The organism is Duganella sacchari (assembly GCF_900143065.1).
In the GTDB taxonomy this organism is placed as follows: Bacteria; Pseudomonadota; Gammaproteobacteria; order Burkholderiales; family Burkholderiaceae_D; genus Rugamonas; species Rugamonas sacchari.
In genome coordinates this window covers 1-26,054 of sequence record NZ_FRCX01000026.1, presented here as the reverse complement: position 1 = coordinate 26,054, position 26,054 = coordinate 1, and the positions used below count along the sequence as shown (strand labels likewise).

General features: G+C 50.6%; 20 protein-coding genes and 2 pseudogenes. 3 read left to right on the top strand and 19 right to left on the bottom strand.

Annotated features, from left to right (window positions below; translation table 11 throughout):
* On the top strand, window positions 1-287 hold a 287-nt coding region (locus tag BUA36_RS29465), incomplete at its 5' end, for an IS66 family transposase (protein WP_139260733.1).
* A gap of 81 nt (window positions 288-368) precedes the next feature.
* Here the strand turns inward: BUA36_RS29465 and BUA36_RS29460 are convergent.
* The 13 genes and pseudogenes from BUA36_RS29460 to BUA36_RS29400 all read right to left on the bottom strand — a co-directional run bounded on the left by BUA36_RS29460 (window position 369) and on the right by BUA36_RS29400 (window position 16,985).
* A complete protein-coding gene (locus tag BUA36_RS29460) occupies window positions 369-2,786 on the bottom strand; it encodes a UvrD-helicase domain-containing protein (protein WP_072790992.1) in 2,418 nt (805 codons plus the stop codon).
* A gap of 93 nt (window positions 2,787-2,879) precedes the next feature.
* A complete protein-coding gene (locus BUA36_RS29455) occupies window positions 2,880-4,130 on the bottom strand; it encodes a glycosyltransferase family 4 protein (RefSeq protein WP_072790989.1) in 1,251 nt (416 codons plus the stop codon).
* Window positions 4,127-5,677, bottom strand: coding sequence for an alpha-amylase family glycosyl hydrolase (locus BUA36_RS29450; protein WP_072790986.1), 1,551 nt, complete (start codon window positions 5,675-5,677; stop codon window positions 4,127-4,129). The genes BUA36_RS29455 and BUA36_RS29450 overlap by 4 nt, the downstream gene beginning before the upstream one ends.
* Before the next feature lie 32 nt (window positions 5,678-5,709).
* Window positions 5,710-7,854: a peptidase domain-containing ABC transporter gene (locus BUA36_RS29445; protein WP_072790983.1), complete on the bottom strand. Its 2,145-nt coding sequence runs from the start codon at window positions 7,852-7,854 to the stop codon at window positions 5,710-5,712.
* Window positions 7,855-7,864: 10 nt separating this feature from the next.
* Window positions 7,865-9,142: an HlyD family secretion protein gene (locus BUA36_RS29440; RefSeq protein ID WP_072790980.1), complete on the bottom strand. Its 1,278-nt coding sequence runs from the start codon at window positions 9,140-9,142 to the stop codon at window positions 7,865-7,867.
* Window positions 9,132-9,626 (bottom strand): toxin-activating lysine-acyltransferase, encoded by a 495-nt coding sequence (locus tag BUA36_RS29435; RefSeq protein ID WP_084560422.1) that lies wholly within the window; start codon window positions 9,624-9,626, stop codon window positions 9,132-9,134. The genes BUA36_RS29440 and BUA36_RS29435 overlap by 11 nt, the downstream gene beginning before the upstream one ends.
* Entirely contained in the window at window positions 9,586-11,307 is a 1,722-nt protein-coding gene (locus tag BUA36_RS30590) for a hypothetical protein (protein WP_167544356.1), read from the bottom strand. The genes BUA36_RS29435 and BUA36_RS30590 overlap by 41 nt, the downstream gene beginning before the upstream one ends.
* Entirely contained in the window at window positions 11,297-12,163 is an 867-nt protein-coding gene (locus BUA36_RS29425; RefSeq protein WP_084560421.1) for an aspartyl protease family protein, read from the bottom strand. The genes BUA36_RS30590 and BUA36_RS29425 overlap by 11 nt, the downstream gene beginning before the upstream one ends.
* Window positions 12,164-12,176: 13 nt before the next feature.
* The gene (locus tag BUA36_RS29420) at window positions 12,177-13,433 is read right to left on the bottom strand and encodes a radical SAM protein (RefSeq protein WP_084560420.1); all 1,257 of its coding nucleotides are present in this window, start codon (window positions 13,431-13,433) and stop codon (window positions 12,177-12,179) included.
* Between the two features lie 59 nt (window positions 13,434-13,492).
* Window positions 13,493-13,681 carry a hypothetical protein gene (locus BUA36_RS29415; protein ID WP_072790966.1) on the bottom strand — a complete coding sequence of 63 codons (189 nt, stop codon included), beginning with the start codon at window positions 13,679-13,681 and terminating at the stop codon, window positions 13,493-13,495.
* A gap of 151 nt (window positions 13,682-13,832) precedes the next feature.
* The gene (locus tag BUA36_RS29410) at window positions 13,833-14,975 is read right to left on the bottom strand and encodes an aKG-HExxH-type peptide beta-hydroxylase (protein ID WP_084560419.1); all 1,143 of its coding nucleotides are present in this window, start codon (window positions 14,973-14,975) and stop codon (window positions 13,833-13,835) included.
* Between the two features lie 865 nt (window positions 14,976-15,840).
* Window positions 15,841-16,503, bottom strand: a pseudogene (locus BUA36_RS29405) (ATP-binding protein); the annotation flags it as partial.
* Between the two features lie 239 nt (window positions 16,504-16,742).
* Window positions 16,743-16,985, bottom strand: a complete 243-nt coding sequence (locus BUA36_RS29400; RefSeq protein ID WP_072790961.1) for a helix-turn-helix domain-containing protein — start codon at window positions 16,983-16,985, stop codon at window positions 16,743-16,745.
* 141 nt (window positions 16,986-17,126) lie between these two features.
* Between BUA36_RS29400 and BUA36_RS29395 the strand changes: the two genes are divergently transcribed.
* Both BUA36_RS29395 and BUA36_RS29390 read left to right on the top strand, forming a co-directional pair.
* Entirely contained in the window at window positions 17,127-17,555 is a 429-nt protein-coding gene (locus BUA36_RS29395; RefSeq protein WP_072790958.1) for a hypothetical protein, read from the top strand.
* Window positions 17,556-17,665: 110 nt separating this feature from the next.
* Window positions 17,666-18,211 carry a hypothetical protein gene (locus tag BUA36_RS29390; RefSeq protein ID WP_139260742.1) on the top strand — a complete coding sequence of 182 codons (546 nt, stop codon included), beginning with the start codon at window positions 17,666-17,668 and terminating at the stop codon, window positions 18,209-18,211.
* Between the two features lie 180 nt (window positions 18,212-18,391).
* Here the strand turns inward: BUA36_RS29390 and BUA36_RS30860 are convergent.
* The 6 genes and pseudogenes from BUA36_RS30860 to BUA36_RS30855 form a co-directional block, all read right to left on the bottom strand.
* A pseudogene (locus tag BUA36_RS30860) lies at window positions 18,392-18,637 on the bottom strand (hypothetical protein); the annotation flags it as partial.
* 18 nt (window positions 18,638-18,655) lie between these two features.
* Complete coding sequence (locus BUA36_RS30585; protein ID WP_139260741.1) at window positions 18,656-19,345, bottom strand: hypothetical protein; 690 nt, start codon at window positions 19,343-19,345, stop codon at window positions 18,656-18,658.
* Window positions 19,346-19,391: 46 nt separating this feature from the next.
* Window positions 19,392-20,516: a hypothetical protein gene (locus BUA36_RS29380; RefSeq protein ID WP_072790954.1), complete on the bottom strand. Its 1,125-nt coding sequence runs from the start codon at window positions 20,514-20,516 to the stop codon at window positions 19,392-19,394.
* Window positions 20,503-22,902, bottom strand: a complete 2,400-nt coding sequence (locus BUA36_RS29375; protein ID WP_072790951.1) for a sensor histidine kinase — start codon at window positions 22,900-22,902, stop codon at window positions 20,503-20,505. Before BUA36_RS29375 ends, BUA36_RS29380 begins: the two co-directional genes overlap by 14 nt.
* Window positions 22,903-22,909: 7 nt before the next feature.
* Window positions 22,910-24,601, bottom strand: a complete 1,692-nt coding sequence (locus tag BUA36_RS29370) for an HsdM family class I SAM-dependent methyltransferase (RefSeq protein ID WP_072790950.1) — start codon at window positions 24,599-24,601, stop codon at window positions 22,910-22,912.
* Between the two features lie 1,205 nt (window positions 24,602-25,806).
* Window positions 25,807-26,054, bottom strand: a 248-nt coding sequence (locus BUA36_RS30855; protein WP_167544354.1) for a hypothetical protein, incomplete at its 5' end; no start/stop codon positions are given.

Sequence of the window (26,054 nt, the reverse complement as noted above, 5' to 3'; positions counted from 1 at the left end):
GTTGGCCGGCACTGGTGCGCTACGCGGAATCGGGCGCGCTCCCGATTGATAACAATGCCGTGGAAAATGCGATCCGTCCCATCGCCATCGGCAAAAAGAACTGGTTGTTCGCAGGCTCCGAGCGCGCCGGCCGACGCGCTGCCGCCATCCAAACATTACTCGGCACCGCCAAGCTCAATGGCCTCGATCCGCTGCATTGGCTGGCCAACGTGTTGGAACGTCTCCCGACGTGCCCTAACAGCCAGATCGATTCGTTGCTGCCATTCCCGAACTCTACGCAGTTCTAAGACCGTTGAACAGGTGGCTGGGCTGGAAGCTTACGGTGTTTAAGTAATGGGCGCCTTGAGAATACTCAACAAGGTCCAAACCTACGCGGCCTGGAGTTGGGCTTGATGTTGGAAGCATCTATCGATGTAAGAGCGAACGTCCGTCACATCCATCAAAACCCTATTTTTCCCATCTGCAGGTACCTGCTCTAGAACGTTCCCCCCCGTCGCTTCTGCGAACCAAATGCAAAGCTTCTTAGCGCGCGTGGACGCAACATATGCAACGCGCAGTGCCTCGTCTCGCTGCGCCTGGTCAAACGATTGAGGAAACGCGCCGAGCTCATAGATGTGAGTCTTGAGATTGTTCGCACCGAAAAATTTCGGTGCACCTAACAGAACGACATAGTCCGCCTCAAGCCCTTTGCTTTGATGGAATGTAGTCTTAACGAGACGATCGTCCCGAATGGTTTTGAATGGCACCAACTCATCGTGTTTAGCGGCCAGCAAATAGACCTTTTCCTCGGCTCCAGCTTTTGTCAGTAGTGCGAGTAAAGTGTTCTCGACATCACTTTGCGCAAACTTTTCGACAGCGATAACCTTAAAAGGCAAGCTTTTCACTTTGTCGTTCGAGGCGATCCCATTTTTCTTGCTTTTGCGGATTACCGATTCAATGAACGATTCGCCACAGTTGATGATTTCCTGTGTTGATCGGAAATTCTCGCGGAGCTTGATGAAGTTGCTCGTCGCGCCGTCGAAATGCTCATGAAATTCTAGGAAAAAATGCGGTGAGCTGCCGCGCCAGCCGTAGATTGATTGCCAGTCGTCCCCGACGCACATGAGCGTCGGTATCTGGTCGCCTTCGGATTTCTTTAATAATTCCTCGTGTAGGCCGTGAACGAATTTTACGATCAGTGGAGAGATATCCTGGAACTCATCAATCATCAGATGCTTAGCGCCGATGAGTGAGCCCACCCCAATTTTTTCCAGGTCCGGACTATCCTTCCCCAATCGCATAAAGATTTGATTGAAGGTGACGAGATTGCGGGCTTCAAGTTCATTGTAGAACTGCTTGAAGAAGCGGCTCGTCGCATACATTGCCGCGCGCTCCGCTTTAGATAGCTCTACCTTGCTTCGACGTTCGAACTGCTTGTCCGGTTCCAGTCCGAGATTTTCAACAAATACGCCCAGCGCATACAGAGCAGAAAACACAGGTTTGGGACTGAGTTCTCCTGGAAGGCGAATATCTAGCGCTGGTGCAGAAAGACCGCGCTCTTGACTGTTTAACTCCAGTTGAGTCTTCAACCGGTCCGCATCTTTTTTACTATTCACAAACCGAATTTTTTTCTTGCAGCCGGTCAGCAGTACAAGACGCTTGTCGTTTACATTGAAGCTCGGCTTGAGCTTTGATTTCCCTACTGCCGCGTTTGATATCCCATCATATCGGCCCAGTACCACGTAGATATCTAGCGACTCGATGTAGCCGTTGGCAAAAAATTCCGTCCCCATTACCGAAAGAGAATGCCTTTCCCCAATTGGGGTAGTCAGGCGCACACCTGGTATGGGCCAATTTCCCTGTTCCGCCCATTTCTGTTCCAGATGGGAGCAAAGCTCCTCGTCGCTCAAACTCATCTTGCTTAAAAATTGCAGTTTGTCTTGATATTTTTTGTCTGCTTTTAGTGTGGGCGAAATCATGGTGTATTCGAACAACGTCGCTATCGATGCCTTGAATAGATCGTCGCTGTTGTAGCATTTGGCGTAGACGTCCTTCAGCATCTCCGCTTGCTCGGCGCTCTCATCAAGTGCGATAAACCCGTCGATCTCGTTGGCCTCAATTTCCGCAGTTTGCAGATCGTTAGCCGCCTCGCCTTCGTTAGTCTTAGTTTCAGCTTTTTCAGCCAAAAGAGGCTTTTCCTTGCCGAGGAATTCGAAAATTGTTTCGTCGCTGCGAAGGAGGCAGCGAGCTACTTGAAGTGCCTTTGAATGAAATGTTCGAACGAGCTGTTGTGCCTTCTTTTCGCTGAGTTGGACTTTCCAACGCTTTGATTCCTCAACCAGCTTTTCAATGAAATCCGCTCGCGATTTTCGCGTGAAGGTGAATACTGACATATTCCCCAAAGGGACGCCGAGAATCTTGTGCAAGAAAAGGACGCGGCTCACGAGCGTTGTTGATTTACCCGACCCGGCGCCAGCGAGTACAGGCGTTGCTACGAGGTCGCTAAACACCACCCTCTCTTGATCTGGAGTAGGCCCTTTAGTTTTGCCGTCCTCTTGAAAAAATAGATGCGCCCTTGCTAATGCTCGGTGACTGTCATTAATTTCGAACCCAACGGCTTCGTAAGTTTTTCTTGGTGGAGGTGGGGGCGGCGCTGGTTCTGGAGCGGGCTCGGCCATAACTTGTCGCTGTTGTGGCTTGTTCTTCTGCTCAACGCGAATCTCAGGCGTATGAGGAGGGGGGCGGACCTCTTCCTGTGCGTCGAGGCCGAGCGCGCGTAAGATCGCCTGCCAAAGTGCTTTAAACATTCTGTACCTTTAGAAACTAGTTGCGATATCGCCGCGGAAGCGACAGCGCAGTTCACGCACAATATTAAGTACGTGTTCAACCCACCGAGGGATTCATTTTACGATTTCATCACATTGGAGAACTCGTTCTGCATCTCCTTTTTCCTGCAACCTCATCCCCTTGCCAAACTTCTCAGCACGAAGGCAAAGCAGATCCTTATAAAGTGTGACCGTGAGCAGACCGGCGGTATCCCAGCTAAGACGCGAAGCCTGGTTCCGTGCCTCTTCCGCCAACGTCCGAGCCATGTCTGTATTCGATATCAGAAGAGTTATCGCGTTAGCTATGGCGTCAACATCATCATGTACAACTTTAAGCATACTTTCCACAACTTCGGCGACGCCACTATCCTCTGAGATGACGACAGGCACTCCAGCATGGATCGCCTCCAATGCGGCGATGCCAAACGGCTCAGATTCTGAAGGCATTACAAAAACATCGGTGCGCGCCAACAATGCGGACACGGCCCCAGCATCTAGAAACCCCGGAAACTCGAACCATTCAGAGAGGCCGTGGGCTACAACCAATGCTTGGCATGCTGGCAGTAGATCGCCAGCGCCCGCCATGACGAACCGGCAAGAGACACCGGCGGCTATGACCCGCTGGGCTGCTTCAACAAAATTCAAGGGTCCTTTTTGAGCAGTGATCCGACCTATAAAACTTACCACCGGCACCGCATGTTTAGCACGCGGACATCTTGCGCTTTCTAGCTGGCGAGTGGCGTTGTAAATCGTACGTATTTTCTCCGCTTGTGCCCCGTATGTTTTAATTAGCCGACGTGCGCCTTGCTGGCTGACAGCAATAATTGCGTCCGCGTGCGCCAATGCATAACGTTCAATGTTTACGATAGCTTCGTTCTGAGACCAGCCGGCGCGATCACGCTCGGTCGAGTGCACGTGCAATACCAGTGGCAGCCCTGTAGATTTCTTAGCTGCCACACCTGCTAGAAATGTCAGCCAGTCATGGCAGTGGATGAGATCGAACGGACCGTGTTCCGCGAGAACTTGCGGAACAGCGAGCGCCATCGAAAGCGCTTCGGTGACGTTGGCGGTGTAGCTACCCGCTCCAGCAGGTATTGTTTCCACCATCGCTTCGCTCGATATATAGTCGTCCAGCACTGTTCTAAGACCATCTAGCTGCGCTGCGGTCAGCCGCGTCGCTAGCAACTGCGGCATGCAAAAGTTTACGCTAACTTGGCCTGAGTTCTTCAACCCCGACAGCAGGCCGGCGCAAGCGACACCTAGCCCTCCACTAATTTTCGGCGGCAGCTCCCAGCCGAACATCAATACTCGGATTTTGGTATTCAAATTTTCTCCAATAACACTACGTCACCTGTAGGAAGGTTCATTTTGCCGTTTGACACTTGAATTATTGAACCGCCATATGCATCTCGCAGGATGTCGTCATCCGCGAAAATTCCTTGCACGTCCAGCGTATATGGCTGCATCAGTTCCAGTCCCACAATTACCACATCGCCATCGTAAGGCGTGCCTCGTAAGAAAATGTAAGGGCTACGCACCAATAAGCGATGGGCGCCCCTAGCTATAGCTGGATGGCGCGCTCGAAATTGCGTGAGCTTGCGCCAATGCACGCACGCCGCCCAATTGACGCTGCGCCAATTCATATTGCTACGCGTATTTTGGCTATGATCCGTGAGGCGGTATGCGGACGGTGCACGCCCGGTTTCTTCACCATAGAAGATGATCACGCCGCCCGGGGCTAGCATCAAGGCAGTCGCAGTAGCGAACGGATGCTCTTGCTGAACAAGATAGGTATCGTGCGAGGACAAATACGAAACGATTCCTTGGCGCGGAGCCCTTTCGACGCGCTCCGCATAGCGTCGATATATAGCCTCAAGATCACAGTAGTCCTGCAGTCGTTCCTGCAGCTCGAAATTGATGATGCTGTCGAAACCAAACTGGTAATAGTGACTTCGCTCTATGCCATGACCGAAAATCTCTGCCAGCATCCAAAATGGCTCATCCTCTGTCATAGAATGCTCGTGCCGCCAGGCTTCCAGCGCCGCTTGAGCACTTCGCTTTAGAGCCAGCCAAGATGCTGGATCGACGTGTTTCGCGGAATCGCAGCGGAAGCCATCGATGCCATATCGACGGACCCATCCACACAGCCAAGTAATAAGATATTCTCTAACGGATGAATCAGGCAGGTCATGCGCCTCGGTCTTTAAGTGACGAAAGAAAAACGGCAGACCTACAGCGTTTGGCTGTTCGGTTTTGAAGTCCGGCAGTCCAAACAGCAAAGCAGTATAGTCATCGTCACCGCCCGGATCATATCCAGGAAAGTCGGCACGTACCCATTCTTTTCCCCACCAATCCGTAAGAGCACCATTTGCAACATCCAGATACGTGAAGTAATCGTTGGGTGTCGCGGCTCGCCATCCATCTTTTAGAGCACCAATCTGCAGTGCCGCCATCGTCTCAAGATCAAGGTAACCAGGGTGATTCATCACAATGTCCAGTAAAACCTTAAGCCCACGCTCATGGGCGACCTCGACAAGTTCCCCAAATTCAGCAGCAGAGCCGAACCGCGAATCGGGAACCGTATAATCCAGGGCGTAATAACCATGGTAGGCATAGTGGCGGAACTGCGCGTCGGCGCCAGGTACCCAGCCCAGAATTTGTTGGTACGGTGCGCTAATCAGCAGCGCGTTGACGCCCAACGCGTTAAACCACCCTTCACGCAACTTAAGTGTGATGCCCGCAAAAGTACCGCCGTGAAAGGTGCCAACAGCGGTATCGCTTAGCTCACCTGCGGCGCATGCTGCATCTCCCGGCGGAGCAGCGAAACGATCGGTGATGATGTGGTAAATAATCGGGTTGTCCCTGAACGTCACTGCGTCTCTCCGTATAACGTTAACGCGACAGCCTAGATGCTGCGTAGGCCACGTCCGTCCAGCGGTAGGATTCGAGTGTCACTGACGATTCTGGCGTTAGCAATCGTAATTACGCGCTTCGCGGTGGCTATAGTTTCCATACGGTGGGCAACAAACACACGGGTAATATTGAGTGCGCTGATCGACTCATTCACCTTTGCTTCACTTGACGCGTCCAAATGGCTGGTTGCTTCGTCCAGAAGTAAGATACGCGGCCGTTTATAAAAAGCGCGCGCCAGCAATATGCGTTGTTTCTGCCCGCCGGAGAGAATTGTTCCCATATCACCAACCAACGAGGCGTAGCCCATCGGCATGGCAATGATTTCGTCGTGTATCGCCGCCATTTCGGCGCACTTCCTGATCCACGCTGGATCGGGACTGGAATCAAAAAAACAGATGTTATCTTCGATCGTACCTGCAAACAGCACATCATCCTGCAACACTGTCCCAACGATTGAGCGCATTGCCTTTACATGTTGGCCACGGGTGTCGTAACCACCCACAAAGATCTGGCCAGCGCTTGGCGGTAAAATCCCTAATAGCAAGTTGATCAGAGTTGATTTTCCGCATCCGGAGGGACCGGTTATCGCCACAGATTCTCCGGCGCCTATCGTTAAGTCGATGTTTTCTAGCACTGAAGGTTCATGTGGTGCGTAGCGAAAACTAAGTTGTCGAATACAGATTGTCGCATCACCTCCTTCGTCCGGTACGTCTATAGTTCCCTCCCCTGGTTCGGCGTCCTCGCAAACGATGTCTGCCAGCCGCGCCGTTTGAAGTCCAAGCATGCGTGCTTCGAAGACCTTATCAATAAGCGAAGTGACCCTGCTGTCGAATTGATTTTTGTAAGCGTTGAAGGCTATAAGCGCACCCACGGTAAAATGTCCATCCAGCACCAGCTTAGCTCCAAGGCAGATGATTAAGATGTTCTCGAACCCGGCCATCAAGCCATTGAGGAGCCGATAAGAAATTTCCAACCTCTGGATAGAGATTTCTGCATTCGTCTTGTTGATAAAAAGATTGGTCCATGCAACGCGCCGTTCATCCTGTCTTCCGAACAGCTTAATCGTCTTAACACCGCGCACGGTCTCCAACAAGTGGCTATCCTGCTTCGCACTGCGAACGATCTGGTCTTCGTTCGCCCGCTGGAGCGGTCCATACCAGACCCAACGCACCATCGCGTACATGAACGTCGTCAGTACTGCAATGCTGCCCAGCAGAGAGCTATACATAAACATCATTCCGAGCGTGATGAGGCTCATCAGCCCGTCGACGATTGCCTCCAAGAATGAGTGTGTCAGTACTTGGTGGATTCGGTCGGTAGCCCCAAACCGCGATATAACATCACCCAGTTGACGCTTTTCGAAATACTGCACTGGAAGGCTGACCAAATGCGAAAAAAGATTGGTGCGCCACTGTACATTTAGAACAGAACTCGCGTAGACCACTGCCCATCCGCGTACAGCAACTATCATTTGCTGCAAAACCAACAGCAGCGCAAAGCCGATTCCTAAAGTAATGAGTAGTTCGCGGTCAGCAGACACCACGACCTCGTCAATCACCCACTGCAACAACAGCGGACTGACTATTGCAAATAGCTCAAGTGCAATGGCGAGCGCGACGATTTGCGCTAGAGAGCGCCGCAAACCCGTTACCTGTCCCATCAGCTGGCGAACGCCGATAGGAGGAGCGGCCTCTCTCTTGCGAAAACTCGACATCGGCCATAGCTCCAGAGCGACGCCCGTGAAGTGGCGCGCAGCCTCTTCCATTGGTACCCTGGATACTCCGGCGGCCGGGTCATGGATAACCAGATGACGCTTCCCAACTTCTTTTAATACCACGAAATGAGAAAAATCCCAGTGCAAAACGCAGGGAAGGCGCAAATGTCGCAGTGTGTCCATATCGGCCTTCACCGGACGGGAGGCCAAATCCAGTTTTTGTGCGATACGAATCAAATCCCCAAGTGCAACGCCTTTAAGGGAGATGCTGTGGGTCTTTCTTAGCTCTATTAAGTCGATATAGTGACCGTGAAAACCGGCGACCATGCCTAAGCATGCTAGCGCGCATTCACTAGCCTCTGTTTGGAGGATTACCGGCAACTTACGGCGGATGCCAAATCTTAGGTTTTGTAAGAAGAACATTTGTCTCTACCTATAGCTTGCCAGTGAGGCTAATGAGAGGCTCCATCATCCATTCAACGATCGTCCGACGCTCATGCATGATGTCGGCCTCCAGCAACAGGCCCGCCTGCAGCGGTATCTGCTTTCCATAGGCTTGAATATCTTGCCGCGCTAACTCAACAGTAATCTTGAACATCGGCTCCTGTTGCGTGGTTTGAGGGCTGCTGCCTGACAGTTCCGAAGCCGACAGGGCAGTCCGCGAAATTGTAAGGACGGTGCCTGTCGCTTGACCAAACTTCTGATATGGATAGGCTTGGTAGCGCAGCATAACTTTCTCGCCGACGTTGATGAAGCCGATTGCCCGGCTTGGAACCAGAAGGTATGCCCGCAACTGAGCAGCAGCGGGGATCAATGTCATTAGCGGCCGGCCGGCATCAACTGCCTGTCCCACCTGTGCGGTTACAGCGGTGGCGACCCCATCCAATGGTGCCAGCACCACTGTACTCCGCTTTGCCTCACTTTCCTCCAACTGCTGACCAGCCTCAGCTATCGAGCGCTGAATCGAAGCAATTTGATTTTCATGGCGTAGCGGCAAACTGTTCTTTTCACTTGTCTGTGATTCGATTTCGCGCTGTACAGCGATACGCGCTCTTTCCAATGATTCGACGCGGGCACGTTGCTCCAATACCTCCGCTTCTTTCTGCATAAGGTTTTCTTGGGAAACGTAATTTTTATCCCTTAAGCCCCGATAAAGCTCAAGCGAATGTTCAGCTATCTTAAGCCTAGCTTGCTGATTGGTAATTTCCAGGCCTGCCTTCCTAAACTCATCGTTTAAGTTCGAAATTTTATTGCTCAGTGCCCTTTGTTCTTCTTGTTGGAGCGCGATCGTTTTCTTCAACTCATCGCGCATTGAGGCAATGCGCAACTGTACTTGAGCGCTGATGTTACCCTGCGCATTACCTTGTACTCCTTGATGCGTTTCATTCGAAATCAAGTACAACGGCTGGCCTTTGCTTACTGGCTGATCGTCATCTACCAAGCGCTTTTCGACGACACCCGACTGATTTGATACGACCTTGACGACGCCAACACTGGGCATCAATTGTCCAGTGACGCTCGTTTTACGAGTGTATTTTGCGAAGCAGAAAAACAAAACCAATAGAACACACACCAAAACCGATAAGCCGGTCAAGAAATTGACAAGCGGTGGTCGTAGCAGCAGTATTGCGCCGAGCTTATCGGGTTGACGAGCCTTTAACGCTTGTTCTCGATATAGCTGATGGGCCGGCTTGGCTGGCTCATGCGACACTTTGGTTCTCCGCAGGACAGAGCATTAGACGAGCAAGTTTCGCTTCGCCGAAACGTAGTCGATTGCGTCGCACACGGAAATAGCGAAGAACTGAATGTTCACTAGATAGGAGACGCGCCAAATCATCCAGCATGGTGCGTGCATGGCCGAAGGGCGCCACAAAATCCACCAACCACAACGTTGCCCCTTCATTCCACTCGCTAGAGTGCAACTGCCAGCGCCCGCTTCGCATAAACCGCTCCTCTACATCATCAGCAACCGTGGCCCAGATCGCATAGCCAACCGGAGAGCCATGTTCGTCAAAATAAAATTTGAGACATTTATGTTTGAGAGCGGGTTCAATCAACTGCTCAATGTAGGCCAACGGATACGTTTTGTGCAATTCGCTGCGCCGCATGAGCATATAGACGAAGCCGAATTCGCACGCCTCCAGAATGGGGCCCTCAGCCGTACGCGCGTGAACTGTTAGCGATTTTTGCTTCATATTGTTGAATAATGTTTTGCTCGGTTAGAGTCAACTGTACTGCGCCAGACCGTGGCAGGGATAAAGAGCTGAGCGGCTGCTGGCGATATAGCAGCCCATCTTTTACGCAAACCGCGAAACCTTCGCCTAAGATCTCACGGAGGTCAGCCCACCCAGCGGTGTCGTCCTCCAACAGAGAGATACCACGTTGTACGGTGCTTTCGATCAGCCTAGCGGCCGACACCCCTGTCAGCAGTGCCTGTTCGATGTCATGATAAAGCTGAGGCCGATATAAGAAATGATTGTTGGCATTGAGCCTGGCTGCATTGAGCATGCAGAAGATTGGTCCGTATGATCCGCGCACCGCAAGCAGACGTTCCGCTTCGTAGCGTACGGACCAGTATGCTTGAACAAACCTGGCACGCAGCTTTGCATCATCGAGTTCCGTTTGCAGTGCGGCGTCTGTTTCTGCAGGAGTAGTCGAAAATGCCGCCTTGCGCATGATTGCGTTTAGGCTGTGGTCGCCCGTACGCACCGGAGTTTTGCGTGCGGCCTCGGAGGAATCGGACATCATCAAATAGACCTTACCGTTTCCTCTGCGTGTAATGGCCTCTATCACGGTATATAGGTGGTCTGTCTGCAAAGGTAAGCTCGCGCAGACATCCGCTGGAATACCAGTAAGCTTGGCATACTCCAAAGGCAGGCGCTGCTTTAGGCGGATGTGAAGCCGCTGCCATAGCTCGGTGCCGTCAAATAGCGCGTGGCGTTCTGTCTTGAGGTATTTGCGCAAGTAAAACGCGAGGTCAGCTATACCTGGCTGCAGCATCAACTCTTCTTGCAAGAAGTCTGGGCCACGTGGGGAAACAATATGACCAAAGTCAGGCACAGCCGAGGTTGTGGCAAAATCAAGCCAGCGCCCATCCAAGGCGATATTGGATGCGATCAGCGACCCATGCATTAGCCGCTTGGCGCGTGCAGACGCAAACTGGTCCGCGAAGCGTTCCAACATAATGCTCATGCAGCGATGTATAAAGACGTCACTGCTCTCATTCATCGAGGGCAGACAATACAGCGCACTGAACACCGCCGGCAATGCGGCGATTGCTGCTCTTGTCCGAGATGTGTCGTCGCACCAACCGCTATTTACGGGCGGGCGATGGTATGCAGAACGCATGAAATGAGCGGGGCGGATGGCGGCCTGTCGAAATATCAGCGCACGTTCCGTAGTCGGATCTTGCCCAGGAAGAGGGGCGACCAAAGGCACCCGCGTGCCGGTGGCGACTAAACCTATAACTCGTACCGCGCCATGTGGTAATGCACGATTAAGTATCTCCCCCCACAGTGACTCGTATACACCCTCGTTTATAGATGCACCACCATAGGAATGAAAGAAATCCGTATCTGGCGCTGCGAGCTGGTTACGGCCGACACCTTTTATTTGTATCTCGCCGATTACGCCGCAGCGCGCGCCACCGCCATTGCCACCAAGGCCATGGCCGCCATACCGCTCAGCCAATAACTGCACTTGACGATCATCATAGGCTTCTGGCGAGTCGCCGTTAAGCGGCGAGCACCATGCATGCTCTAGAAACGGAAAATCTGTGGCCAACTGGGGATTGGCCCAACGGACTTCTGGCTTTCGGATCCCTCTCGCAGGAAAAGCAATAAACGACGTAGACGGCAAAAGTGCATCAAGGCGCATTGGCATTCTCAACTGCATTCTGAAGCAAGACCACACCGGTATTGCCATCGTAAATCAAACGGATTTTTTCGAAAAAATCGCGTCCAGCTATTCCGTCGGCTTGAAAAGCTGCAGGCAGGCCTACCATGACCGGTGTAATCGATTCGACGCCTGCCACACCCACTTCAATATACTGGCATTGCTTTTGGCCGTTGATTTGCATCGGACAACTTCCCTTCTCTTCGTCCGTAGAGACCGCGTTCGCTCTTACTACCGACATATTGCCTCCGGTATCGAGGACCATTCGATACTGCTGACGCCCTCCCTGAAACGAAGCGATTAATCCCTGAGGAGTACGCTCGACAGGCAAAGGAACCCAGCCAGATCGCCCTTTGGGAAGTAACTCTTCAAGGGTATCGGCGAGGACTACCTTGCGACCAGAGAAATCAAGAAGTAGTGCTTTGTGCTCAAACAACTTGAGCCCCAAAACCGGAATACGGTCATTGAACTTATCAGGTCCGGATATAGTCAACCCGGACGGGACCAGATAGCTGCCGTTGACCGTACCGAACTTGAGGCCGCTCAAACTAAAACTATCAATCGTGAATCCCTGCGACTCCTGAACTACGCCGCGCAGATCTACAGATCGCTGAGGTGGGCCAAGCTTGATATCGCTAATCTTGGTTGCGAGCGCCTTTGGCAGATAGAGCTGCAAGGATGCACCGGTATCGAGGATAAATTGTGTGGGCCGGCCGTTGAGCGCCAACGACACGGCCGGAGTTCCATCGATAAAATCAAGTGGCGCACGGACCACCGCAGCCTGAGAGGATAGACAGCTGATGATACTCGACACTAAAGCAGCTGAAATTTTTTTCATCAAGAGTTTTACCCTAAGCTGTTTGGTTAAGTCGGTGTGCGATGTAATCAAACGACACGCCACGCCCTACCGAAAACTCCACCATCTTGGTCATCAGCGCCTGGAGGGTGTCGCAGTACACACTTGGGTTATTGAACGCATTAGAGCGAGAATAGCGGAAGGCTTCGGTTCCAACGAAGTCCCCGCCGTCACAGATCTGGCTCCAACAGCAAGAGTCGCAAGTCTCATGCCGCTGCAGCGCGGCTTCGTTGTGAGAACTGATTTCGGGGTGTCGGTAGAACTCTTCTAGCGTAGTGTCACGTACATTCGCTCCGGTCCAGAAGAGATGTGGAAAAGTGTTACGCAAGTCATCCGCAGGACCGATGTCGCCATTGCTGGCGATCGTATAGGCCGTGTTGTTAGCCATCAGTTTGGTGTAGCTCTCTGGGAATTTCTCTCCGCCGAGCAGCAGAGCCAGCATGCGACGGAAATAGCGAATCGTAACTTGCGGATCGCCTAGCTCTGTCCATGCGCTGAACAACTCGCAAAGATAGTGCGTCATCTTTTCTTTGTATCCTGGCTTGATATTGTCGTGATCGATCATCGGCAGCAAAAAGTGCATGGTTTTCAGGCCGAGATCATGTACAAAGTGACTGAAGATAGCACGCGCATCCTGTTCTGGGTCCACGACGCAGATAACTCCAACACCCCCATACGTTAAACGCTTATCAGCAATGGCTGCCTGCAACTTTCGTAAGCCGGCGATCGTGCTGTCATAAGTTCCCCGACCTTGGTGGTCGACTCGAAACTTGTCATGGTATTCCTTTGGTCCATCCAAGCTAATACCGATACCTACGTCGTACTTAGCAAAAATCGAGATCCACTCGTCGTCGATGAGTGTTGCATTAGTTTGCATCACAATGCGAACCTTGGGGATCCCTGCTAACGCTTCTTGAAACACGCTGCACATTTCTTCAAAGCGCGCTTTTTTCATCATCATTGGTTCGCCACCATGCAGATCAAGCTGCACTTCCTGTACGCCGCCCTGCTTCGCTGCCTGCGCAATGAATGAGGCCGTTGCCGCAATGGTGTCTGCTGACATGTACGCGGGATGCTGTTTGTAGTCGTCGTTCTGTAGGTTGAAGAAATAGCAGTAGGTACAATTAATATTACAGCGTTCTGTAATCTTCAGAATCACCTCCATGCGATCCCACTTAAGCTCGCGCTCAGGTACTGAGGAGACAGCAGCAGCTCGTTTAGAAGGATAGAAATTGAGTACTTGAGTATTCATAGCATCCTGGAAGTTAAGGTGACAAAAGCGCAGGTACGAGTATCTGCGCTTGCAAGGGATTAGAAGGTACGGTTCCAGGCCAGCCAGGCATTAAACGGCTCGCCGCTGCCGATCGAACCCCAGCCTTTAATCTCCGCACCCGATACATCCCAAAGGTACTTCTCTTGGATCTGCTCGAGAGCAGCGCTCGATGCTGAAGCGGTTTGTTCGGTGTCTTTGAAACGTTTTGCCAGTTCGGTAAACTTCATGACTTTCCTTTCGATTGATTAGGCTTCATTCAAACTAACACTGACCGTCTCATCTACCTAGGTACATCAGACTGAATCAGTGATGAAAAGTATAAGGTTGGAAAAACCAATACAATCTATCCAAGTGTCACGCGCCCCCAAAAAACGTCTATCACAAGGAGCTAAGGCATGATGCAACACGTGAAAGGAATACAGTTCCTGCTTCGGTTAACGCAGACGTTTTGCTCAAGTCCTCGTGCATATTCCTCGCATACTCGAGGTTGGTCCGATACTCATACTCAATCGCTGGATTTGTGTCCCCTGACTGAAGGCGACCGGATGTGTACCGGACCATGTTGGCAGCCGCGTGAAATGCCAGCAACACCTTCTCAACTGGTCGCTGTAGGCGCCTAAACGGTGAATAGATGGTTTCTGTATTACCAGGCTGGACGAGCTGAACATGCTGAGACAGTGCGTTAAGATAAATATGTGACGCTTCATGCACTAGCAGCACTGCAAGCTTCTCAACGTCCATCGGATGGGTGACGAATACCAAGCCTGGATAGCTTACAGAAGAGCCACTGGAGCAACTATTCGGTGGAGCTTGGAGACAGATCACGCCAGCAATAGCTTCATCAATCCAAGCAGATAAACTTGCGGATGTCTCCTGGATACGGCCCATTGCGAGTGCCACGTCGCTAGCTACCTGTCCAGCTAACGCAAGCGGCAAATGTTCAGCAAATCCCCGAGTAGCGATCGGATTGTGAGCATGGAATACGACCGCATGGCGTGCTACGTCTTGGCCCAGAACCCCATGTGCGCGCCGCCATATACAGTTGGAGACACGCACGAAACTGAATTCGCCAAGCTGACTTCGCACGGTGATTCGGTCGGAATCGACGTGGACTCTAGTAAGTCCGTGCACGCTAACCGGCTGGACGCCTATATAGATTAGTTGGCACTCAAGGATATTGATCTGCCACTCCCCGACAATACCCAGTGTTGAGAGCCACGACAAAAGCGCTAAACCTCGGCCGACAGGATCTGCGGTGGCTTCTAAGACATGAAGTCCAGGCAGCAAACGGCCAACACGATTGGCCAATTGGGCAATGGCTTTGTCGAGATAGTTAAGCGTGTCTTCATCGAGCAGGTCACCAAAGAGTTCTCCATCTTCGTCAAATAAACGAGCTATCGCTTTGCGCGCTCGTGTCAGAATAGACTGATGCAATGCGGAAAACGCTGTCGGCTGGTCAGAAGGCATCGCGCAACCTAGCAGTAATTGGATGGCGAGCGGAGAAAGATGTAGTTCGTTCATTGAGTCCACTGACGCCGTACTTTAGCGCTGCTTTGATTTCGATAGCTGCCAGTCTTCCTCATACCGGTCAACTTTCTGAAGGCAAACTTTGCGCTCGCTCCAATCAACAATTTTGTCGCAGGCTCGCGCCATGCCGAGCATAGTGTATTCAGGGGTAGTACACCCGCCCAACAACATTGTGAACGCCAAGGGTAACAAACTGAATTTCAAAGCGGCATCTCCCGAAAAACCGCAAAGCGGTCTGCTGATCCATTACTAGAAACCGTTTAATACTACAATCTTTTCAGAAGCACAAAATTCACGGATTGTCACACGGCGGGCGACGCAAATACTACATCCCTAGAGGAGCCGTAAGATCTAAGAAAAATGGTCGCTTCTCGGATCTCGGACCAGAGAGATGTGCAGACGTCGCGCTGTAAGCACCGTCGAGCAGTTTGCTGAGTAGCATAGCGCGCAGCGAGCCAACGTTGTGCCGATCAGCCGCGCCTCGGAAATCGAAACACAACTTAAAGCAGATTCGCTAGGACCGAGTGGATTCGGGTTTTGAGGGGGCTTATGAACGGTCGCAGCGTTCGCTAGAGTAGGGCGTGCGGGTCAAACTGAATGGGGACAACCCATGCAGCAGCACGAAGAAACGATGGTGCCGACCATCTCCCAAGCTACGCGACTTCTCCAGGGTGCGCTGCCACCAAGTCTTCACGGACCTAAACGCTGGACGGGGGAAATGGATGGTCGCATTTACCAGATCCTAAGTCATATGGACATGCGGTTTTAGCTCTTAGCCAGCCTTTAGTCCAATTAAGTGTTCAAGTGGCACTTAGTCGCATAATATTCAATCCAGTCGCAATTATTTCTATTTCTCACAGCCGCCGCCGACCAGCGCTGCGCCGGAAGACGTGTGATGGGGCGCGCGAAAAGGCCGCTGCTTCCAGTGTTCGATGCGGAAGGCGCCGGTCAGCGATTGCACGGCAGCGGCTTCCAATGCTTCTTCGTCGCTCATCTCGGGGAGCAGGCCGGCGAAGCGCGAGGCCAGCATGGTTTTGCCGGAGCCCGGCGGTCCCACTAGCAGGACAGAGTGATTGCCGGCCGCCGCGACTTCCAGTGCGCGTTTGACCAACAACTGGCCTTTGACGTCGGCAAAGTCGGGGTAGATGGGCGCTGCGGCCAGCGGCGCCGCTTCGTGACGCGACAGCATGTTCTCCACGGATTTGCCGGCAAAGTGACGGCACACCTGCAGCAGCGATTCAGCCGGATAAATGGCGGCGCTCGACACCAGCGCCGCTTCGTCGGCATTTGCCAGCGGCAGGATGAAGGCCAGGCAGCCGCCGTCGCGCCGGGTGGCCAGCGACATGGCCAGCGCGCCGCGTATCGGGCGCAATTCGCCGGACAGCGATAGCTCGCCCGCAAACTCATATTGATGCAAGCGCCTGGACGGGATTTGTTTGGAGGCGGCCAGAATGCCCAGTGCGATGGGTAAATCGAAGCGGCCGGATTCTTTGGGCAGGTCGGCTGGCGCCAGGTTGACGGTTTTCAAGACCGTGCGCCGATTTTGTCAAAAAATCGTAACCTCCATGCTTGATATCCCACGGTTTGTCTGTGTGGAGGTATGTGGCCCTAGACTCATTCGCGAACTCCAGGCTCACATTGAGCATCACCCAAACGGATACTACAGCCCTAGTCAGAAGACTAAGAGGAAGCTGGTCGTCAATGGACAAAATTAAGCAAGTCCGCTCCGTGACAAGACACGAACGAGCTGCATTACTCTTCTTAGGGGGCTAATAGTTGGTATGTCTCTACACCCAAGGCAAGCGCAATCTTCTCAAGATTATCGATTGAGATATTTCTTGCCTGACGCTCGACGTGAGCAATGAAAGTGCGATGTAGGCCGGTCTCAAACCCAAGCATCTCCTGCGACCACTTTTTTTGCGCGCGCAACCGCGTCACATTCGATGCCAGAATGGCGCGAGCGGACAGTTTTTCGGGCTGCGGAGCGGAAGAGTCATTTGACATCAAGCACAGTTTTGCAAAATGACGCTTTTAAGTCAGCCGCTTTTAAGTCACAATTGCACTTCTGTGCTTGCTACACCCATTTACCACTATTTGGCAGGCGATTTCTACAATTGATTTCAAATCGTTTTTAGGTCAGGAAGTATGTTGAAGCGTTATTTTGTTGCTCATGAAGACTCGATTTCCATGTGGGAACCGGCGTATGTAACAGCGATCTCACCGGCAGCCGCCGTCAGAGAGTATTTGAGGAAGATTTATTCGAAAGACAGTGATTTCCGCGAACACGTCTGTGATCTTCGTTATGTTGACGCATTTGTCGGCGGGTTGGTTTATCCCACAGCTGAAGAGCAAATTGCCTTTATGGATGGTGTACGCAATGAGTCTCCGGAACTAACTCGTCGCCGCGTTCAGGAATTTTTCTCACAATGCCCGGAACATGGAGAGACCTTCTTGAAATACATTGATACTGAAGATGTAAGCGTTATAACTGAAGCTGTTTACGAATATATCGCAGCACAAGATCCCAGCGGAGTCATTGCCATTGAGGAGGACAAAATTCGTGTCCTGAGCTAGCATTAAGAGCTCAAAGAGTCCTATAGTAGTTTCTCGAGTTTATGCATCTGCGATAAACTCGTTCGAAACTAAGTAACGATTACCCCTTCAAATCCATGAGAAACCCTGCCGTGAGTGCGCGTCAGTTAGCTGAACAATTGCTGTCTCCTGGCCCGTTCGATGGTGGACTGGCCTCCGGCGTGTTTGTTCAAGTGCGTTCTAACCAAGAGTCCATACAATTTTTTTGTGACTTGGCTCCAATGTTGGAGGCCGGAGGGATGCACGTTGTGGTAATCGATGCGGCGAACCTCGCGGCGGAAGATGGGCTAACGCGCCTCGTTAAACTGATTCTGGCCGGAAGCGGAATCGAGTTTGCCCCTGTTAGTCGACTTGAGGAGTTGACGCTGGCAGAAGCACTCGAAAAAATCATGCGCCATCGGTCTCGTACCATTGTCTTGCTTCTTAGCGGTGCCCAGCGACTACCTGCAGAGCCCGGCGAGCGAGTTATGAAAGCCATAAAGGCGGCTAGAGATTGTGTAAACCTCGAGCCAGCTTCAACGGGAAGATTTTTGCTGGTGGGAACCTGGATTTTTCCGGCACACCCAAGCCAGTACGTTGAGAATTCTAGCAGTGCTTTCTATGGCGCAACAGCCGTGAGTTTAGCGCGCAGCAGGTAATCCGCTTGATACATAAATTTACTCACAACCTGACTCCTGAAGCAAATAAGGAATTTTTGACTCAGTTGGTAAGATATGAGAACGCTTCAATTACGTGCCTGGTAGGTGCCGAGGATCTGGTCAATACCCAGCGGCTGGCAGAGCGCCTGGGCATGACCCCTCAATCCATTGCGGATATTTTCATTGGACGCCGGCGGCCGTACCAATCTGTACGCCGCCTTCTTTGCTGATCAGGGACTGGACGCCCACAGTTGGAAAGTCGTCCACCTGGTTGACGGCATAGGCAACGATATTGGCCAGCACGCAGCGCAACGAAGCCACAGGATCGACGCCATTGAGCATGATGGTTCCGAACAGCGAATATATGCCCGCAGCGCGCTCACCGCCGCTGACGATACCGCAAAACAAGTAGTTGCGACGGCCGATGCGGTGGGGGCAGCGATATTAAATAAGCTGTGGCCAAAGTGCTAAGGTCTTATGTTCGTCTTCGCGCGGGCCAGGATCCCACCATTTGGCCAAACGAGTAATATAAGGCTTCCAGCATCTTTCTTGAGCATCCCGAAGCAACCTTGAGTAAGTCGGATCATTGCGCAATTCTTGCCAGGCTGAGCCAGCGAAATTAGACAGCAAGAAATCGATCGCAAGTGTTGCGTCTAAAGGCGGAAACGCTACCCTCGGGGCCGGCAACAATAGAACCTTGCCAAGTGAGCCGGCAATCTCCTTCATCGCGTGTCCACCATGTTGAAAATGGTAGAGCGGATGCGCTTCTTCTGGATCATGTCCTTCCTCTGACGTGATATGACGATCAAAATGCCAAGAGCAAAAATTCTCTCTGTTTGCCGTCGAGACGTGGATATTAAATTCTAAGCCCGTCAAACAATCTTCAGCATCATCGTCACAGTTGCCGAAAATATTAATGTTTGCAGTCACAACCATCGACCTATGTGTTGTTTGAGGTAATACATTTTGTGGCACGGCAACGTTCAAAATCAGTTCCGCAACTTCATAGTGCCACTTAGACGCTTCGCCTGATGAACACTGATTCGCTGACGCTAGTAGAACTTCAGGGTTGTGAAACACCCCAGATTTATTTTGATTCAGAACTCGATTTAGTGCAATGAGTTCATTAGACATTCTTTTTCGAATGACTTCAGGTTTAGCCTTTTTTGCCATAATCGGGCTAAGCCTTCAGTTCAGCGAAACGATCACTATCCAATGGGTCAATGCGCCATTTCTCACGTTCAATTCGATTTAATGCCGCGTAAACTGATACGAAAGAAGTGTCTTCCCATGGTTTGATCATCGGTGTAGCCGTCTTCAGTGCGTCCGCCGGGTCAATCGGGTTCCCTGTGGCCACACAGAGAGTGAAGAATTTAGAGCTATATCCTGCTTGCATTGGTTTAGCATCAACCAGTTTAAGACCCAGTTTGTCATTGAGGAATTTCACCCGCTCAATCGCGCCGATTCTTCGGAGATTCGCAGGGCGATCTGAGAATGAATTCCACCAGGCTTCAGCTGCAAACCACCACCAGCGAGGCCAAGCATCACTGAATGGGCCTGAGTAACTAGTCGCCACCAGTGTGGATTTCAATTTCTCCCAATCGTCGACGCATTCTTTAATATCTACACCAAAGCGTGCTGCCAACAATTTTTCGGAAACTAACAAGCCCGCTGGCTTGATTAGGTCCGACATAAGGTGCAGGGCAACATCATGTTTCGCACGATTTTGAATGATGAACTCAAAATGGTCTATGAATGCAGAGGTTGTAGGGCCGATTTGGTCTGGCTGCAATCCAAGCAGTGAGGAGTTGAGGGAACTGTTTGCCTGAGCTAAATTAATTCGCGAATATCCTTTCGCCAGCGAACACATTTGGCGAGCGACAAGATCAGGACAATCATTAATTTCCTCGTCCTTGCCGTAAATTGCATCGAATAGATCATGTGACGTGTCATCACGTTGAAAAGACTTGGCAAACTTAGTATTTATCGACCATAGAATAATCGGGAACGAATTGCAACTCGGCTCTTCAGCCAAGCGTGTCCTCAGTTCTTGGGCCAACGTCGTCCCACGATACGGTACCCTGACCTGGTTGGGGCCAACTTCCATATCCAGCCTTAGATCAACTAGTAGACCGAAATTCTTAGTGCTTGCACTTGCAGCAAGTATCGAATCAATCTGAGAGCCAATTTCAGTTGGAAGACTTCGCGTAATCTTCAGGTCAGCTGTGCTTTCCAAGACCCGAATGAAATCTTCAGGAGTATTGTCTTGCTGGTCATCGATGCAAAGAAAATTAGTTGTGCTCATCGCCGATCTCTTCGGTTGTGGCTAGGGGAACTTCAATACGGAAACAGGTTGCGAACTCACCTTCAGCGGGAACAAGTTCTATTTCGCCATTTGCAGCATCGAGAATATCACGGACAATTTTTAAACCTAGTCCTGTACCTACTAGTTTTTCGGAGTCATTTGCCAAGACTCCTGGTGCGGCGCTGGTGGTGAAAAACGCGTCATAAATCTTGTCGTTATTTTCTTTCGGAACACCATCGCCATTGTCTGAAAAATCGACCCGGAGAAATTCGTCTACGCTTTCAGCTCTGATATGAATCTTTCCCGTCTTGCCTGAACGATGTATCGCCTTCAAGGAGTTCGTGAACAAATTCAAGAAGATAGAAGCCCATTCAGACTTGTGCATAGGCTTTGTATACAAATCATATCCTATGATTTCTGTTGTGAGCTCAACCCCTTGCCGCTTCAATGTGGGCAAAATCATCTCCGAGAAGTCACCAATTAAATCTCTAATCTCATGAGCGATAAGTTTTCGATGGGCGTTTTGAGTTACTGCATCGTCGAAGTACCGAACGTAGCTTTGAAGTAACTGAATGTTCTTTTTGAGCGAGACGACTTCAGGAACAATTTCGTCATCCTTCTTAAGTCGATTGTTTAGTGAAGTTATCGCTGAGTTCAAGCCCGCGAGTGTATGCCTTACCTCGTGGGTAAATTCACCAATGGTGAGACCTAAACTCGCAAGAACGCGCAACATTCCAATCTCTTCCAGTAAGGACTCAGACTCCACGCCTAATTCACCGATGCGCTCGGCAAATTTTTCGACCTTTTCGATAACATCATCTGAATCAAAACCGCCACTACCGGAAGTGTCGGGTTGGGGACTAGTGTCACTTCCGGAAGGATCTTGTTGGTCCGGATTTGCACCTGCAGCAGAGGCCGCTGCTGCTTCCTTTGCACGGCGAACTATTTCTAAAAGCTCTTCAGCGATCTCCTGAGCACTCTTCTTTTCTTCGCCCGTTGTTTCGTCCTTCTTCTTTACCTTCGGATCAGAAGCATAAAGCTTCTTTCCTCGCAGACGGCCGATCTCAAGTACGCCCGCCATGAGTGCTCGATAAACGAAGTCTTGTAGTTGAAGGAAAGCTGAATTCTCTAACAAACCTTCTCGGCTAGCCGTTTCCTCAAAGTGCTCTCCATTGACGTCAGTGATCTCTACAAAGCCTAGAAAATTGGTATTGTGATGCGGCGGAAGAATTTCCCTAAGAGCACTCGAGCGTTGAAGTCCAAGCCAGTCGTCAAACTCTTCGCCATAAGGCAATACGCGAAAGCCATTGCGGTAGACCCGAAGCCCGCCATGGGAGTTTAGAATTTCCCGCACCATACTCTTGGTCCCAGACGGCAGTTCGTCGGTAATAAAGTAATAAGCATTGAACTGAACGCCTTTCAATTCGGCATATGCCGAAGGAACTTCGACCTTTGCCTTTATTCTCATTTCAATTTCGGGAATGCGTTTCTCATAATCTGTGCGATATTTCTTCGAAACGATTTTGACGAACGGAATACCATCTTCATCGACGCGTCCAGAAAACTTCGCAAGTGCATGCGGGAAAATTGATTGTTCCTCGCCTGCGACGGGAATTAATTTTCCATTTTGCTCGCGGAAAATTGTTACTTTAAATCCGGGATCTGACTGCCCCATTGATAAAGTTTGTACCGTCTTCTTTTCTAACGGGAATGGTTGGAGAAGAGAAGAAACATAGCGATAAGTTCTTTGTATCTGTGCCTCGCTCCAAGCATCACGAACGCCGCTAATGAAAAGCTTGGTGCCCACGGACTCCGGAGATACTTCATGCACCTGGCTTGAAACCAAAAAGAGGTCTTTTCCACCCTCAAACTGTGTCCAGTCAATGTTCAACAAAAGCGAATTTTCTTGGTTTTCTCGTCGTGACGTTATCTGAAGGTACTTCCCCAGACGCTGAGCCGCGAATCGCCCAATTCCTTTACGCCCTGCGCGTTGCCGACCAAATTTGCTAGAAAGCGGATTATGGACTTTATCCTGAGTAGATATCCGCATGAAGCCGTTTAGGAGTTCGGTTCTCGACATACCATGTCCATTATCAGAAATCTCCAGCTCTCCCCCTGGTGCATACGTGTTTTTGAAGATTACGCTTACAACTGTTGCATCGGAATCAAAAGCATTCTTTATTAGTTCAGCCACTGCGGTTTCTTGTTTCGAAACAAGCTCAATCCCAAGCCGAGAAATATGGCTAGCATCAATTGAAAATCGAACATTTTCCGAGTCCAATTTCGCAATTTCATTCGCCAGGGAGAGAACTTTCCCGTGATCGAGGGGCGATTCTTGTAGCGCCTGGGACAACTGCTCCTTCAATTGCTCGATTCCATTTGTCATAGCTTCTCTACTTTCGCATTCTTCGGTTTCGAACTGTAAGCAATCCTCTGTCAAGAAGAGCCAATTTCTCTGTGTCGTTTCCAAAAAGGAGTCGATCTGCCAATTTGCGCGCCTCCTCCCAAGACCTTTTTCGTAACGCCGCATCGACTGCGTTGAACGCTGTGTTAATCGTGTTTTCTGACAGGTTGTCTGGCATGGAAAGTCGAATCTTGTGCGCGCTCGACGGTTCCAATTTCAGTGCGCCTGAGCCACGAGCATGCCCGACAATCTCGGCAGACAATTGCGAAAATGTGGAGTGAATCGAAATTGCTGCCAATTTTTGCATGCTAAGAGACACGTCGTCCTTAAAAAATACCCGATAGACTGAGTTTGTCGCATTGCATGATACTGAATTTAGGATAATTCGCGGTCCCAGAGACGCCATAAAAACAAAAAAAGCATCGGGGATTTTGTCATCAGCAAATCGAAACCAATGCGGTCTTTTGCCAAATGTCGCGTTCTTTAGTATCAAATCGGCATCATAGGATTGTAGATATCTAACAAGTCTTTCAGCTCTTGGAGACGCTGGACTATTTAGTGCTAGGCAGGGAACATCATTTGAAATTTGGATCTCAGTGTCAACCGAGGTTAGATTTATACCAGACACCCATTTACTCTGAGGCAAAATATACTGCAGATGTCTAGCTTCGACATCTTCTGTCTTCCAATCGGACTTTGATTTTACAAAGAATTTCGTGTTGCCTGTAACAAGGCCAATTTGCAAAGTTGCGATATCACCGAGATCAATGATTGAATCACCTTCTGAAATCGCAAAATGAGCTTCACCAGCTTCGTGAGGAACCATCCCATGCCCGGGGTAAATTTGCTCCGGTTGTGTATTGGTCTGATCATCAGTTTTCAAGAGGTTGACGAAGTCATCGACACTATCTACACACGTCACTGAAATATATTCTCGTTGAGGAGGCCGCTTGTAGCCATCGGCTAGTAAAACGACAGTGGTCTCCTCCGTACCTTCGCTAATAAAGAGTCTTTCAGCAATGGTTATCGCGGCGACGTTACTGAACGCCGCATGCAAAGCCTCTCGAATTGAGGTTGCATATTTTGCATGTAAAAAGCTACCTGGTAGCACCCAAGCGATACGGCCCCCAGGTTTAAGAAAGTGAAGGGCATGAATAACGAAGTAGGCCCATAGGCTCGCACGACGGTCTATCGTAATACCATGCAGCTTTCGCCAGGCATCAAGGATTTCTCGTTGTGATTTCCCAAATTTTCCATGTCCAATATAGGGCGGGTTGCCGATAACTAGATCGAATTTCTCCTTCTGATTGAGGTTTTCAAACTCAAAAGACATAAAGTCTTGAAGGAAGAAATTGCTCTTCAAACCATCTGTCGCGACGCGCGTCTTGAGATATTGAAAAGCGAGTGGATCGAGATCGCATCCAAACAAATTCATCTCTGGCCGAGTGTGTCCAAACGACTTGAGTCGCTCAATTGCGGCTTCGAGAAAAGTACATCCACCGAAACATGGTTCTAGTACTCTGTCTTCTTTTGAACGAATCCCCCAGTTGGAGAGTGCGGTCGATACTGTGATGGGCGTATAAAACGCACCGATGGTTCGACGATGGGAGATCGTGTGGGATACAGGTGCAATCTCGGTCGATTCTGCCAAGATCGCATCATTAGAGCTATCGTCTTTCAAGACGTACCTCTTGTCGTTTTCAAAGAGTCCACTGTAGTTGTGATTTTACGTAGACGAATTTCTCCACTTTCTACCAATAGCACGATTTCGACGCTATCCCCTTCGGCAAGGTCAAGCGTACGCAGCAAATTGGCATCGAGAGTGACTCTCCGGAGTTTTTGTATTGTTGTAGTTCCGAACGAGACTTCTCTTAGTGGTTGTTTAGTCAAAATATAGTATTTTATGATACTTCTTGATGGATGGTGTACGTCTATTTTATCATCATCAGCGGCGGCAATTTGACCTACTTGAGCCAAACCGCTGCTGGACGTTTCTGTCCCGTGGCGGTTTCGTCCAGCCAATCGGGCTGTCAACGTCCGACGCTACCCAACTGCTCGATGACGTAAGCTTCGCTGGCACAAACCCGCTGCAAGCGCTTGTCTTGATCCAAGTCTTACAGTACGCCAGTCAACTTCCTCAGGTCCTCTCCGTTGACATCGTTCGTCTAAGTCCGAGGCAGTGTTTGGATTCCCCTTGATTGAAGTCAGGCCGATCACTGTCCTACGTCGGGAGCCCTATCTATCAAGAGCACATCCTCATCATCGCTCCGGACAGGAACGGCCTGTTCCACGGCAAAGAAGTGGGTGACTTTTTTCAAGAATGTAGGGATACGTGGCGAGGTATCATCAGTAGGCATACTGTTGGCGATCGGTGTGTGTAGCAGGAAGGAGATAGCCTCAAGAAATCGATCTGTCGACGATCGCATCGTGGACTTATGAGGCGGCGCAGTGCGGTACATTGGTGGCAGTACGCCCAGAAATGGACCGACGACGGAGAGTCGGCGTGAGGGACCGGTTCAAATTGGAAAGGTTTAGACCGTGAGCAACCTCATCGTGACGCATCTGGGCAATACCGAAGGCCTGTCTAACCTTGCGGTCGATGTGACAGAACGGCGATAAACATTGTGTGCACTTAAGGTGGAATAAATGACTGACCCTGTCCTTGACCTCAGCAAAGTTGATGTATTGATCAACGAACTGTTTGATCCCGACGAGAGTGTCAGGGCGCAGTTTCGAGATCGATATTCAGGGCAGGCTATCGCATTCGCAGAAGCCCTCGCTCCGGCATTTGCTCGGTTCCCTCAATTCTCTGATGACGGCCAACACTGTGTTCAGACGTAAGCGTCAACGTGACGCCGTCTTGCGCAGCTTGTCATTAAGTGGGAGCTAAAATGGAAGCTTTTCCGCACTCGTCTTGCCATGCACAACTCTCCCCGCTTTACGATCAACCGTCACCTGATCATCCTGATGCCCAAGCAGCCGGTCCTGGACTGGATTAAACGCGTCGATCCGAATCCGCCAAACCTGACGCTTGATCAGCTGCGCCTTGAACAGAATGCTTTTCTCATTTCTGATGATCTTGATGGTCAGCAGGATGCTGAGAAGTGGGTGCAGCGCAGATGGCAAATGTTCTT

Coding starts and splice junctions, on each gene's coding strand:
- BUA36_RS29375 (WP_072790951.1), bottom strand. CDS start 22,902: ATGACAAATGGAATCGAGCAATTGAAGGAGCAGTTGTCCCAGGCGCTA.
- BUA36_RS29400 (WP_072790961.1), bottom strand. CDS start 16,985: ATGTCAAATGACTCTTCCGCTCCGCAGCCCGAAAAACTGTCCGCTCGC.
- BUA36_RS29425 (WP_084560421.1), bottom strand. CDS start 12,163: ATGAAAAAAATTTCAGCTGCTTTAGTGTCGAGTATCATCAGCTGTCTA.
- BUA36_RS29410 (WP_084560419.1), bottom strand. CDS start 14,975: ATGAACGAACTACATCTTTCTCCGCTCGCCATCCAATTACTGCTAGGT.
- BUA36_RS30585 (WP_139260741.1), bottom strand. CDS start 19,345: ATGTCTAATGAACTCATTGCACTAAATCGAGTTCTGAATCAAAATAAA.
- BUA36_RS29420 (WP_084560420.1), bottom strand. CDS start 13,433: ATGAATACTCAAGTACTCAATTTCTATCCTTCTAAACGAGCTGCTGCT.
- BUA36_RS29395 (WP_072790958.1), top strand. CDS start 17,127: ATGTTGAAGCGTTATTTTGTTGCTCATGAAGACTCGATTTCCATGTGG.
- BUA36_RS29435 (WP_084560422.1), bottom strand. CDS start 9,626: ATGAAGCAAAAATCGCTAACAGTTCACGCGCGTACGGCTGAGGGCCCC.
- BUA36_RS29445 (WP_072790983.1), bottom strand. CDS start 7,854: ATGTTCTTCTTACAAAACCTAAGATTTGGCATCCGCCGTAAGTTGCCG.
- BUA36_RS30590 (WP_167544356.1), bottom strand. CDS start 11,307: ATGCGCCTTGATGCACTTTTGCCGTCTACGTCGTTTATTGCTTTTCCT.
- BUA36_RS29380 (WP_072790954.1), bottom strand. CDS start 20,516: ATGAGCACAACTAATTTTCTTTGCATCGATGACCAGCAAGACAATACT.
- BUA36_RS29460 (WP_072790992.1), bottom strand. CDS start 2,786: ATGTTTAAAGCACTTTGGCAGGCGATCTTACGCGCGCTCGGCCTCGAC.
- BUA36_RS29415 (WP_072790966.1), bottom strand. CDS start 13,681: ATGAAGTTTACCGAACTGGCAAAACGTTTCAAAGACACCGAACAAACC.